11 protein-coding genes and 1 pseudogene are annotated in these 11,927 nt (G+C 72.2%); 2 read left to right on the top strand and 10 right to left on the bottom strand.

Annotated features, from left to right (window positions below; translation table 11 throughout):
- Positions 1–106 precede the first annotated feature (106 nt).
- The 6 genes from FLM69_RS09870 to FLM69_RS09890 form a co-directional block, all read right to left on the bottom strand.
- Positions 107–1,276, bottom strand: a complete 1,170-nt coding sequence (locus FLM69_RS09870; RefSeq protein WP_036382424.1) for a cystathionine gamma-lyase — start codon at positions 1,274–1,276, stop codon at positions 107–109.
- A 4-nt stretch (positions 1,277–1,280) separates the two neighbouring features.
- Entirely contained in the window at positions 1,281–1,592 is a 312-nt protein-coding gene (locus FLM69_RS11610) for a hypothetical protein (protein ID WP_235186486.1), read from the bottom strand.
- Positions 1,589–1,807, bottom strand: coding sequence for a hypothetical protein (locus FLM69_RS11690; RefSeq protein ID WP_052007004.1), 219 nt, complete (start codon positions 1,805–1,807; stop codon positions 1,589–1,591). The genes FLM69_RS11610 and FLM69_RS11690 overlap by 4 nt, the downstream gene beginning before the upstream one ends.
- A gap of 135 nt (positions 1,808–1,942) precedes the next feature.
- Positions 1,943–3,499 carry a sodium:alanine symporter family protein gene (locus tag FLM69_RS09880; RefSeq protein ID WP_036382433.1) on the bottom strand — a complete coding sequence of 519 codons (1,557 nt, stop codon included), beginning with the start codon at positions 3,497–3,499 and terminating at the stop codon, positions 1,943–1,945.
- 139 nt (positions 3,500–3,638) lie between these two features.
- Positions 3,639–4,556: a MerR family transcriptional regulator gene (locus FLM69_RS09885; RefSeq protein ID WP_141844071.1), complete on the bottom strand. Its 918-nt coding sequence runs from the start codon at positions 4,554–4,556 to the stop codon at positions 3,639–3,641.
- 89 nt (positions 4,557–4,645) lie between these two features.
- Positions 4,646–5,707 (bottom strand): zinc-binding dehydrogenase, encoded by a 1,062-nt coding sequence (locus FLM69_RS09890; RefSeq protein WP_141844073.1) that lies wholly within the window; start codon positions 5,705–5,707, stop codon positions 4,646–4,648.
- Between the two features lie 265 nt (positions 5,708–5,972).
- Between FLM69_RS09890 and FLM69_RS09895 the strand changes: the two genes are divergently transcribed.
- Complete coding sequence (locus tag FLM69_RS09895; protein WP_036382418.1) at positions 5,973–7,475, top strand: long-chain fatty acid--CoA ligase; 1,503 nt, start codon at positions 5,973–5,975, stop codon at positions 7,473–7,475.
- 133 nt (positions 7,476–7,608) lie between these two features.
- Here the strand turns inward: FLM69_RS09895 and FLM69_RS09900 are convergent, their stop codons facing one another.
- From FLM69_RS09900 to FLM69_RS09915, 4 genes are all read right to left on the bottom strand, one after another.
- Positions 7,609–7,890, bottom strand: coding sequence for a hypothetical protein (locus FLM69_RS09900; RefSeq protein WP_235186485.1), 282 nt, complete (start codon positions 7,888–7,890; stop codon positions 7,609–7,611).
- Between the two features lie 30 nt (positions 7,891–7,920).
- On the bottom strand, positions 7,921–8,808 hold the full coding sequence (locus tag FLM69_RS09905) for a polysaccharide deacetylase (protein ID WP_036382414.1): 888 nt from the start codon (positions 8,806–8,808) through the stop codon (positions 7,921–7,923).
- A 30-nt stretch (positions 8,809–8,838) separates the two neighbouring features.
- Complete coding sequence (locus FLM69_RS09910; RefSeq protein ID WP_036382412.1) at positions 8,839–9,813, bottom strand: asparaginase; 975 nt, start codon at positions 9,811–9,813, stop codon at positions 8,839–8,841.
- Positions 9,814–10,486: 673 nt separating this feature from the next.
- Complete coding sequence (locus tag FLM69_RS09915; protein ID WP_036382410.1) at positions 10,487–11,314, bottom strand: MerR family transcriptional regulator; 828 nt, start codon at positions 11,312–11,314, stop codon at positions 10,487–10,489.
- Between the two features lie 187 nt (positions 11,315–11,501).
- Between FLM69_RS09915 and FLM69_RS09920 the strand changes: the two are divergent.
- A pseudogene (locus FLM69_RS09920) lies at positions 11,502–11,777 on the top strand (IS481 family transposase); the annotation flags it as partial.
- Between the last annotated feature and the right edge of the window lie 150 nt (positions 11,778–11,927).

An 11,927-nucleotide genomic window follows, 5' to 3' on the forward strand; every position in this document is an offset into this window, starting at 1 on the left:
CGGATCTTTCTCTTCTGCTTGTTTTCTGTTATGAAGCGGCGCCCGCTGAGACGCACGTTTATGCGATCGTCGGCGGCGTCAGTGGTGTATAAGAGACAGGCCGGGCTCAGGCGGGTCCGGCCGCCGCGTCCAGCGCCCGGGCCAGGTCGGTGAGCAGCTCCGCCGTCGGCTCGACGCCCACGGACAGGCGCACGAAGCCGGCCGGGACGTCGTCGCCCCAGCGGGCGCGGCGCTCGGCCGCGGTGTGGGTGCCGCCGAAGCTCGTCTGCGCCACCACGTACGTGGCCGCCCCGATGAACCGCTCCGCCGCGGCCGCGTCCGCGAACTCCAGCCCGACGACGCCACCTGCCGCCGTCATCTGGCGCGCGACGATCGCCGCGTCCGGGTGGTCCGGCAGCCCCGGGTAGGCCACCGCGCGCACGGCCGGGTGCCCGGTCGCGAGCTCGGCGAACGCGAGCGCCGACGCGCACATGCGGGCGAAGCGGACCTCGAGGGTCTCCAGACCGCGGTGGATCAGCCAGGCCTCGTGGGTGCCGAGGATCCCGCCGGCCAGGGTGCGCCAGCCGCGCACGCGCGCCATCAGCCCGGGGTCGCGGGACGCGACGTGCCCGCCGAGGGCGTCGGAGTGCCCGTTGAGGGCCTTCGTGTCCGAGGCGACGACGACGTCCGCCCCCAGGTCCAGCGGCCGCTGCCCCAGCGGGGTCAGGGAGGTGTTGTCCACGACGACGAGCGCCCCCTTCCCGTCCCGCCGCCCGTTCGCGTGGGCGCGGGCGGCGACGTTGGCCAGGTCCGCGACGCGCAGCCCGGGGTTGGAGGGGGTCTCGACGAACACGAGGTCGTAGGCGGAGAGGTCGGCCTCCGCGAGGCCCGGCGTGGACACGAAGTCCACGTGGACGCCGGCGGGCACGAGGTGCTCGGTGGCGAGGGCGCGGGTGGCGCCGTAGCCGTCCGAGGGCAGCAGGGCGCGGTCGCCGGGGCGGAGCACGGGCAGCAGGGCGGCGGCGATGGCCGCCATGCCGGAGGGGACGACGGCGACGTCCGCGTCCTCGAGCGCGCCGAGGGCGGCCTCGAGCGCGGCCCAGGTGGGCGTGCCCCAGCGGGCGTATTGGAAGGCGACGTCCGCACCGGGGGCGACGGGGGCGCCGTCGGGACCGGACCCAGGCAAGTGGAACGCGGAGGCGTGCACCAGCGGCGGGGAGATGGCGTCGCCGGGGGCCATGCCGTGGGCGCGGTGGTGGAGGACGGGGCCGAAAGCGGGGGGCTGCGGGGATGCCATGGAGTCATTCTGCCGGGGCGCCGTGCGCGGATTCACCAGAGCAGCTGGCGGCCCCGGATCTACCGCCCGAAGCAACGCTGGTTGACTTATCGCGGGTCCTGGGCGCAAAAACCCGTGATAACTCAACCGGCGTTGCGCAGGACCGGGCGGATCGGCGTGAGGTCGGTGCCCTGGAAGGGGCGCCGGGTGCGGTGATGCCGTGGCGCGCCAGCTCGATCGCCGCGGACCGCACGAAACCCAGCTGCGCCGCCTGCGCCGCGTGAATGGTTCCCTTCACGTTGACGTCGAAGATCAGGTCGACGTCCTCGTCCGTCATGTCCGCGATCCGGCTCGGGGGTAGATGCCCGCGTTGGACGCAAGCACGTCCAGCACGTACGCGGGGAACCCGGCCTCGCGGGCGGCCGCGTACTCCTCGTCGGTCAGCCCCGTGACGGCGACCCGCGCCGCGGCGTCCCGCAGCGACGCAGCGATGCCGAACCCGATGCCCAGGATGCCGCCCGTGACCAGCGCGGCCCGGCCGGCGAGCAGCACCGCGGCGACAGGGGGCGTCCGTGCGTTCGGCGGCGGGGCGGGTGTCCGAGTCGCCGACGGCGGTGTCGGTGGAGGTGGAGACGTCGGCCAGGGCGGAGTCCTCTCGGGTGCGGGAGCGGGCCGACCCCGTCCCGCTCACCCCTCCCCGCGCTCCGGGCCCCCGCGCACGATCGTGATCGCGCGGGTGTCCGGGGCGGTGTCGGCGACGTGCTCCATGGCGCGGTCGAGGTCGCCGGTCTGCTGGTACGCCGCGTGGATCTGCTCCCACAGGCGGGCGTTGCGGACGCCGATCGCGTGCGGATCCAGCACGGGTTCCTGGCCGGCGCGGCGCTGGCGGTCGTAGTCCTTGAGCAGCCGGATGGCCACGGGGCTCAGCAGGATGAGCGCCACGATGTTCACCCACGTGTAGAGGCCGACGCCGAAGTCGGCGTACGCCCACACGAGGGCCGAGCTCTGCACGGACCCGAACACCATGGAGCCGGCCAGCAGCAGCCGGGCGACCGCGATGACCGCGCGCTGCGCCGTCTTGTTCGGGATGAGGTAGGCGACATTCGTCTCCGCGTAGAACGCGAAGGAGAGCAGGGTGGTGAAGGAGAAGAGGAAGACGGCGATCGCCACGAAGGACGGGCCGAAGGCGGGCAGTGCCTCGTCGATGGCGATCTGGACCCATGCTGGGCCCTCCTCGACGCCGGGCACGTGCTCCGCGAGGAGGCTCTCCTCGTCCGGGCCCAGCACGTTGAAGCTGTTCGTGGCGAGGATCATCAGGCCGGTCATGGTGCAGACGAACAGGGTGTCCACGTAGGCGGAGAACGCCTGGGCCAGGCCCTGCTTCACGGGGTGGGAGACGTGAGCGGCCGCCGAGGCCTGGGCGCCCGAACCGGTGCCGATCTCGGTGGAGTACACGGCACGGCGCACGCCCCACGCGACGGCGGCGCCGAGGATGCCGCCGTAGACCGAGTCCAGGCCCAGCGCGCTGGAGAAGATCAGGCCGAACATCGCGGGGACCTGCTGCCACATCAGCCCGACGACGAGCAGCCCCACCAGGATGTACGCACCGGCCATGAACGGGACCACGAGGCCCACCGTGCGGCCCAGGCGGTGCATGCCGCCGAACACGATCACGCAGAACAGCACGGCCATCCCGAGACCCACCCACAGCGGGTCCCAGCCCCACGCCTCGGTCGTGGCGGCGGTGACGGCGTTGGCCTGGATCTGCGGGCCGGTGAAGACGGTGGCGAACACGGTGGCCGCGGCGTACGCGACCGCCAGCCACCGCCAGTTCCGGCCGAGCCCCTCGAGGATGTAGTACGCGGGCCCGCCGCGGTACTCGCCGCGGACCTTGTGCTTGTAGAGCTGTGCGAGCGAGCTCTCCACGAGCGCCACGGGGGCGCCGAGGATCGCCGTCACCCACATCCAGAACAGTGCGCCCGGGCCGCCCAGGTAGATCGCGGCCGCGACGCCCGCGATGTTGCCGACCCCGATGCGCCCACCCAGGGCCATGGCGAACGACTGGAACGAGCTGATCCCCGCCGACGACGATCCTCCCCTGACCAGCTGACCCACCATGTCCTTGAGCAGCCGCACCTGGGGAGCTGCCATGCGGATCGTGAAGTACAGGCCCAGGGCGAGGAGCCCGACGACCATGGGCAGGCTCCACATGATCGAGTTGGCGGCGGTGACGAACTGCTCCATGGTCACTTCCCAGGTCGTGGACAGGATCCGTGCACTCCATCACATTCGGGCCACCTCCGGCACCCCTGAGCCCCCGGGGGGTCTGTGTGGGACCGGCAGGGTCGGCCGGCCAGACACGCCGTGCCGCCCCCGCACCGGCTCACCCCTGCCCCGCTCCCGCCTCCTCCTGCACCGTCACCGCCACCTCCCGCACCGTCGCCACCACCTCGACGTGCCCGGCCTCCGGGTCCGCGAGGATCTGGCGGAACTCCGGCGCGACGCCGGCGTCCTCCACGTCGAACGCGTCCATCAGTCCCAGCAGGTCCGGATGGGGCAGCGCGCCGCCGGGGACGTCGTCGAGGAGGTCGACCTCGCCCGCATCGGCGCGCACGTCCACGTACCGCTCCACGCGGCGTGGCAGCGTCCCGGTCACCACCTCGTGCCCGTCGACCCTGAGGCCCGCGGGAGCCGGGCCGCTCAGCGGGACGGCCAGGACGGTCTCCACGACGTCGGCGGCGCCCGGCACCGGACGCAGCGCCGTCCACAGCGGCCCGGCGGGTGCCGACCCCGCCTCCGCGAGTGCCTGGAACAGCGTCGCGAAGGCGGCGTTCGCGCGCTCGGTGGTCGACTCCTCACCGGCCTCGTCCAGGGCCACCCGCTGCACGACGCCGGCCCACGGCGTCGGCCCGACCGTGCGTTCCGCCACGGGGCCGGGACGGGCGGGGCCGCCGTCGTCGTCGGGATCCGGGGCCGCGTAGACACCGGCGGCCGCGAGCGCGAGCGCGCGGTCCTCGAGGTCGCGGCGGCGTCGCAGCTCGGCCGCGTGCGCCTCGAGCCGCGCCGACAGGGAGGCGGGGTCCGCGAGGACGGACCGGACGTCGTCGACCGTGAGGCCGGCCGCCCGCAGGACGCGGATCTGCGCGGCCGTCCGGATCTGGCCGGGCTCGTAGCGGCGGTAGCCGGAGTGGGCGTCGACGTCGGCGGGAGCGAGGAGGCCACGCTCGTCGTAGAAGCGCAGCGCCTTCACGCTCAGTCCGGTGGCGAGGGCGAACTCGCCGACGGTCATCAGGGGGCTCATGGGGCGGCCTTTCTCTCAGGTGATCCCAGCGTGGGCGTTCCCCCAAGGGGAGGGTCAAGCGTCGCCCAGCCTGCTCGAGACCGACGGCCTCAGACCTCCAGCAGCACCTTGATCTCGCGGCGCTCGTCCATGGCCCGATACGCCTCGGCGGCGTCGTCGAGCGGCATGCGCGCGGTGAACACGCGGCCGGGCTGGATCTCCCCGGACTGGATGCGCTCGATCAGCTCGGGCAGGAAACGGCGGACGGGGGCGGGGCCGCCCTCGAGGTGGATCTGCCGGCCGAAGAGGTCGGAGCCGTCGAGGGTCTGGTCGTGGGAGACGCCCACGAACCCGACGTACCCGCCGGGGCGCACCGAGGCCAGAGCTTGGTCCATGGAGCCCTGCGTGCCGACGGCCTCGCACACCCCGTGCGCGCCGTAGCCGCCGGTGAGCTCGCGCACCTGGGCGGCACCCTCCTCGCCGCGCTCGGCGATCACGACGTCGGCACCGAACTCCCGGGCGAGCGCGGCCCGATCCTCATGGCGGGAGAACACGATGACCTGCTCCGCGCCGAGGGTCTTGGCGGCCAGGACGGCACACAGGCCGACGGCGCCGTCGCCGACCACGGCGATGGTCTTGCCGGGGCCGGCCTGCGCGGCGACGGCGGCGTACCAGCCGGTGCCGAGCACATCCGAGGCGGCGAGGTAGTCGGCCAGGCGGTCCGGGTCCGAGGGCTCGCCCCCGGGCACCTTCACGAGGGAGCCGTCGGCGAGCTCGACGCGCATGTACTGCGCCTGACTGCCCGTGTACTCGCCGGCGTTGACGCAGCGGGACTGGTAGCCGGCCTGGCAGATCTCGCACGTGTTGTCCGAGAGCATGAAGGAGCCGATCACGAAGTCGCCGACCTCGAGGGTGGCGACGTCCTCGCCCTTCTCCACGATCGTGCCGACGTACTCGTGGCCCATGCGCCGGTTGTCGACGTCGTTGTGGCCGCGGTAGGGCCACAGGTCCGAGCCGCACACGCACGCGGCGGCCAGCTTCAGGACCACGTCCGTGGGCTGGGCGACGCGCGGAGTGTCCACCTCCTCCACGACGACGTCGCCCGGCGCACGCATGACGACCGCCTTCATCGTCGCGGGGATGGCAGGGGTGGCGGGGGTCTGTGCGGTCATGGTCTGTCCTCCGGTCTGGCCCGGCGGTCCGGGCGGCGGTGTGCGGGGACCAGTCTTGCGCCCCTGGGCCGTGGAGACGACACATCGACGTCGCAGGCGGGGCCGGTGGATGACCGCGCGCCAGCGACATCACCGCCGGGCAGAACCGCGGTGATGTCGCTGGCGTGAGGTCGGCCGACACACCCCGCTCGGCTCACAGCGAACGAGCGCCGCCGGGCGTTACACTGTGGTTCCCATCACATCCGACTCCCCTCGGAGGCCCGTCGTGACCCCCACCCTGTCCGCCCGCCTCGAGCGCACCGCCGCCGAGCATCCGCACTCCACCGCCCTGATCCTCGGCGAGAACCGCATGACGTATGCGGAGCTCCAGGACCAGTCCCAGCGCCTGGCCGGGCTCATGCGGCAGGAGGGCATCGGCCCCGGGGACCGCGTGGCGCTCATGGTGCCGAACATCCCGGCGTTCCCGGTGGTGTTCTTCGCGGCCCTGCAGCTGGGCGCCGTCGTCGTCCCGATGAACCCGCTGTTCAAGCGCCGCGAGATCGAGTACTACCTGGAGGACTCGGGCACGTCGATGCTGTGGTCCGTGCCGTCCGAGGAAGCCGTGGAGGGCGCCCGCGAGCGCGGTGTGCCGCTGCGCACCCTCGGCGAGGACGGCCTCGCCCCGCACCTCGCGGAGAGCCCCGGCCCGGTGACCGAGACCGTCGAGCGGGACCTCGAGGACGACGCCGTCATCCTCTACACCTCCGGCACCACCGGCCGCCCCAAGGGGGCCCAGCTGACCCACCGGAACATGGGCACCAACGCGGACACCGCGGCGGAGACGCTGATCCAGCTCCAGCACGGGGAGACCGTGCTCGGCTGCCTGCCGCTGTTCCACGTCTTCGGCCTCACGTGCGCGCTCATGGCGTCCGTGACGACGGGCGCCAGCCTGGCGTTGATCCCCCGCTTCGATCCCGCCGTGGCCGTGCAGACCGTCCGGGAGTGCGCGGTGGACGTGTTCATCGGCGTGCCCACCATGTACGGGGCGGTGCTGGCCGCGGCCAAGGACCGTCCGGAGGACCTGGCCAGCCTGCGCCTGGGCGTCTCCGGCGGATCCGCCCTGCCCGTGGAGCTGCTGCGCCGCTTCGAAGCCACCTTCAAGTGCGAGATCCTCGAGGGCTACGGCCTGTCCGAGACCTCCCCGGTGGCGTGCTTCAACCATCCGGGTGAGAAGCATCAGCCGGGCTCGATCGGACGCGCCGTCCGCGGGTGCGAACTGCAGCTGGTGACGCCGGACGGGGCCGTCGTGCCCGAGGGCGACGAGGAGACCCTGGGCGAGGTGTGGATCCGCGGCGAGAACGTGATGAAGGGCTACTGGGGCAAGCCGGAGGCCACCGCCCAGGCCATCACCGAGGACGGCTGGTTCCGCTCCGGCGACCTCGCCCGGCGCGACGCCGCGGGCAACTACTACATCGTGGACCGCACGAAGGACATGATCCTGCGCGGCGGGCTCAACGTGTACCCGCGCGAGATCGAGGAGGTGCTCTACGAGCACCCGGCCGTCGCGGAGGCCGCCGTGGTGGGGGTGCCCCACCCGGAGCTCGGCCAGGAGGTCGCCGCGCACGTGGTGCTCGCCCCCGGCGCGCACGCCACGGAGGAGGAGCTGATCCAGCACGTGAAGTCCCAGGTGGCCCCCTACAAGTACCCGCGCACCGTGAACGTGCGGGACGGGCTGCCCAAGACCGCCACGGGCAAGATCCTCAAGCGGGAATTGACGCCGGCGGAGTGATCTCGGGATGACCGCCCGGGCCCGCGTGTGGGCCGAGGTGCTGGCGGAGGCGTGAGGGGGGCGGCGATGGATTCGGGATGACCTGTCGATCGCGACATGATCTGACGGCAGACCCCAGGTCGTGTCGCGGCCGTCAGGTCGGTCGACCTCGGGCCACCACCCCCGCCGTCACAGCCGCGACAACCTCCCGTGGTGGCTCGGCCCCGGCCCAGTCCCCCGCGGCGCCGCCCTCGAGGCTGGCGATCAACCCCTCGACGTCGGCGTGGTGCTCACCGCGCCCCGAGCGGCGGATCAGCGTCCAGGCGTCCCCCTCGAGCGTGAGTCGACATCCCGGGGCGAGCTCGCCGCGCAGCCGCGCCAGGGCCCGCCGTTTGAGGCCGTGCTCGTTGAGGAGCGCCGTCGTCGGGGACGCCACCCCGCGCCCGCACGCCCCGCACATCCGCGCTCAGCCGCGCTCGCGCGGGAACCGGCGGGCGAAGTCCGCGGCCACGTCCTTCATGAACGCGAACTCCACGCCGTCGTGCCCCTGGATGTGGTCGAACAGCCGTTCCAGCATGAGCAGGTTCTGCGGGCGGCCCGACACGTCCGGGTGGATCGTGATCGGGAAGACCGCGTAGTCCATCTCGCGGTGCACCCAGTCGAACTGGTCCTTCCACAGCTGCTCGATGTCCCGCGGGGAGACGAAACCGTGGCTGTTGGGGCTGGACTTGATGAACATCATGGGAGGCAGGTCGTCCAGGTACCAGGACGCCGGGATCTCGATCAGGTCGGTCTCCTCACCCCGGACGAGCGGCTTCATCCACTCGTGCGCCGACGCGGCCTCGTAGTCGATCTTCGTCCAGCTGTCCCCCACACGCACGTAGTACGGGGTGTGGTCATCGTGCATGAGCGAGTGGTCGTAGAGGAACCCCCGCTCGAGCAGGATCTCGTTGGTCACCTTGGAGAACTCCCACCACGGCGCCACGTAGCCCACGGGCTTGGTGCCCGAGCGGCGCTCGATCAGGTCCGTGCAGTAGTCCAGGATCTCGGTCTCCTGCTGCCGGGTCATGGCAATGGGGTTCTCGTGCGAGTACCCGTGCACGCCGATCTCGTGACCGGCGGCGACCACGGCGTCGAACTGCTCCGGGAACGTCTCGATCGAGTGCCCCGGCCAGAACCAGGAGACCGGCAGCTCGCGCCGCTGGAAGAGCTGCAGCAGACGCGGTACACCCACCTCGCCGGCGAACAAGCCGCGGGAGATGTCGCCCGGGGAGTCCTCGCCGCCGTACGAGCCGAGCCAGCCGCCGACCGCGTCCACATCGATGCCGACGCTCACGTAGATCTTCTTCGCCATGGGGGTTCCTCCTCGGAATCGTGGGTGGGGTCAGCGCAGCCGGGTGAACCGCGCCGCAAACTCGTGGGGATCCGGCCGATGCGCCAGCAGGGCGGCGGCCAGGATGCGGGCCTGGAACGGGGTCAGTTCGCCGGCCGCCACGGCACCGGCGGCCAGGATGTCCGCGCCACCGCCGTGGCCGTAGACGCCGAGGACGGGCCCGGCCAGGGTGCGGGTCGCCAGCACGACGGGCACCCCTCGCGCGACAAGGTCAGCCACCGCCTCCGCGTGTCCGGGCCCGGCGTTGCCCAGGCCAGTGCCGGCCAGCACGATGCCGTGGGCGCCGCGATCGACGGCGGCCGGCAGGGCCGCGGGGTCCGCGCCCGGGTACGCGGTGATCAGGTCGACTCGGACGCCGTCCAGCCCGGAGTCCGGGAGGTCGAGGGTGCCGGGTCGATGCGGGGGAGCGTGCAGGCGGAACTCATCCCCGTGCGTCGCGCCCACGAGCGTGCCGCCGGTGAACGGCTGGCTGACCATCGTGTGCCCCTTGCGGGTGCCGCGTGCCGAGAGCAGCACGCCGTCGAAGGCGACGAGGGCGCCGAGTCCGCGAGCGTTCGGGTGAGCAGCGGCGAGGACGGCCTGGCGGAGGTTGCGGGGTCCGTCGGTGTCCGGGTGGTCGGCGGCGCGCTGGGCCCCCGTGAAGACCACGGGGGTGTCCGTGCCGTTCAGCAGGTCCGTGAGGAACGCGGTCTCCTCCATGGTGTCCGTGCCGTGCGTGACCACGACGCCGTCGATGCCGGGGTCCGCCGCGCGCTCACGTGCGGTGCGGGCGATCGTGGCCAGCTCCGGCAGTCCGAGCCGGTAGCTGCCGACCGTCATCACGTCCTCGCCGGTGATCTCGACGTCGGCGGTCGTGTCCATGCCCGCGAGGAGGGCCTCCGCGGCGTGTGCGGCCGTGGCGCCGGAGCCCTCGCCGGAGCGCGAGGCGATGGTGCCGCCGGTGGCGAGGACGTGGACGCGGGTCATCGGGAGGCTCCTGCCGTCATGGTCTGACCTTGTCAGCGGCGGGAGGGGTGGGTCAACGGCCCGGCAACGGGGTTCGAGCGACGTGAGACCACCGTGATTTCGCGCCTTCGCTCGCCGTCAAGCAGTGCTTGAAGTCCGTCGTCGCCCCCGGCGATCCAGCACCTGCCACGCGTGTGCGTCAGGCGATGTAGACGGGACGCGTCCAGTTGAGGCTGTGCCGCATCTCCCTGGTCCTCGATCGGCCCGGCCACGGCGTCCAACTCCCCGATGAGACTCCCCGCGTCATCCACGAGGAAGCCTGCAGCTGCGCTCCGCCCGTGAGGGCGTTCATCTCGGCGCCGGCGTCGTCCGCGTAGGCCGAGGGGGCACCAGGTGGTTCCACGGAAGGCGATCGTCACCGTGATCAGGGTTCCATTCAATCACCCGCAACCCCTCGGGCGGAGCCGTTCGAGACGTCAGTTCGAGTGACGACTGCGGACTGAACATCCCCATATGACGCCAGAATCGGAGGGCGTCTCGGCGCTGAGCCCGCTGCGATGCTTCATGTCTCCGTGATGGACTGTGCCCTCCCACGTGCGGCTTGGGCTTACGACCCATGGGGAAACCAGCCGCGAGACGAGCACGAAGGGCCACGGGGTCTCCCCCGCGACCCTTGGTGCATGTCACCAGGGCCTCACGCCAGCGGCCTGCACACCTCCGTCACGAGATCCTCAGGCGCGGCCTGGTCCGGCGTCACGAGATAGCGGTTGAATACGTTGGAGGCCAGGGTCCCGTCCTGCCGGGCAGCCAGCCCCTCGGCCTCCATGCGCTGGACGATCAGGTCGTGTGCCTGCGAGATCTGCGTGTACGGGCCGATGACATGCGCCACCAGGCAGTCGCGCTCGGGAAGCTGGAGCACCACAAGCGGGCCCTCCGCCCAAGTCCCCGGCGCCACGGGGCAATAGACGGACAGGTCGACGTCGGCCTCGCGGTACTCGTCGTCGTGCTCGATGACGCCGCACGGGCCGACGGGCCTGATGCCTTGCTGCTGCAGGGCGGGCATGAGCCTCTCCCACAGGCGGCCCTCGTCGGAGTAAGACGGGACGGTGCCGCGCAGGGCGACGACGGTCATGGCAGGGACGGCGGTGCGGTTCAGCTGGATGGTCATGGGGATCTCTCCTGGGGTGAGCATGCGGTCGATGAGGGAAAGCCGTTCCCGGGCCGCGTGCAGCTCCTCGACCAGGGTGCACCGCTGCAGGGCGAGCGCATCGGTCCAGGTCGAGGTGCCGCGGGCGGCGAGGAGGGCGGTGATGGCCGAGACGCCGAGGCCGACGTCGCGCAGGTTCCGGATGTCCGCGGCGTCCCGCAGCTGGGCGGGGGCGTAGCGGCGGTACCCGCTGTGCGCGTCGACGTGCTCCGGCACCAGGACGCCGTGGGCGTCGTAGTGGCGGAGCATCCGCACGGAGAGGCGGGAGAGCGAGCTGAACTCGCCGATCGTCATGAGGTTCGTGTGCGTGACCATGGCAACAGCGTGTGGGGTGACACGGTGGAAGGGTCAAGGCCGGGTCTAGATGTTGTGGGTCATGAGGTTCTTGGCATGACCAGCGGCCTGAGATGAGACGAGCGGGCCCCGTCCCGCGGGATGGAAGTTCCTCAACTACCACATCCACGGAGAACAGAGCCCGCTCGTGACCCACGCTCACGCACCCCTGACCCCCACCGGGGAAGAGCTGCGCCAGCCACCGCAGAAGATCACCGCCCGGGCCCCGGGACACATGGTGCACCTGGACGTGAAGAAGATCGGCAAGATCCCCGACGGGGGCGGCCCGCGCGCCCACGGGCGGGGCACCGAGGCCGCACGGGCCGTACGGGCCGCCAAGCATGGACCCGGCGCGAAGGTGGGGTACACCTCCCTGAACTCGGCGATCGATGGGCACACCCGGCTGGCCTACACCGAAGCGTTGGAGGACGAGCGCCCCGCCGCCGTGAACGCGGCGATCCCGATCAACGAGTGCGTCCCCTGCCGGCGTCCGCCGGCGAGAACCCGCCCGTGAGGGCCAACCAGGCTGCGGCACCGGTGGCGGCGTGCGATGCGCCCCTCCCCTGCATCTTATACACATCTGGTGCTGCCGACG

Origin of the sequence: Micrococcus sp. R8502A1 (genome assembly GCF_006704135.1) — a bacterium.
Classification (GTDB): domain Bacteria; phylum Actinomycetota; class Actinomycetes; order Actinomycetales; family Micrococcaceae; genus Micrococcus; species Micrococcus luteus.

Coding starts and splice junctions, on each gene's coding strand:
- FLM69_RS09870 (WP_036382424.1), bottom strand. CDS start 1,276: ATGGCATCCCCGCAGCCCCCCGCTTTCGGCCCCGTCCTCCACCACCGC.
- FLM69_RS11610 (WP_235186486.1), bottom strand. CDS start 1,592: ATGACGGACGAGGACGTCGACCTGATCTTCGACGTCAACGTGAAGGGA.
- FLM69_RS09880 (WP_036382433.1), bottom strand. CDS start 3,499: ATGGAGCAGTTCGTCACCGCCGCCAACTCGATCATGTGGAGCCTGCCC.
- FLM69_RS09885 (WP_141844071.1), bottom strand. CDS start 4,556: ATGAGCCCCCTGATGACCGTCGGCGAGTTCGCCCTCGCCACCGGACTG.
- FLM69_RS09890 (WP_141844073.1), bottom strand. CDS start 5,707: ATGACCGCACAGACCCCCGCCACCCCTGCCATCCCCGCGACGATGAAG.
- FLM69_RS09905 (WP_036382414.1), bottom strand. CDS start 8,808: ATGGCGAAGAAGATCTACGTGAGCGTCGGCATCGATGTGGACGCGGTC.
- FLM69_RS09910 (WP_036382412.1), bottom strand. CDS start 9,813: ATGACCCGCGTCCACGTCCTCGCCACCGGCGGCACCATCGCCTCGCGC.
- FLM69_RS09915 (WP_036382410.1), bottom strand. CDS start 11,314: ATGGTCACGCACACGAACCTCATGACGATCGGCGAGTTCAGCTCGCTC.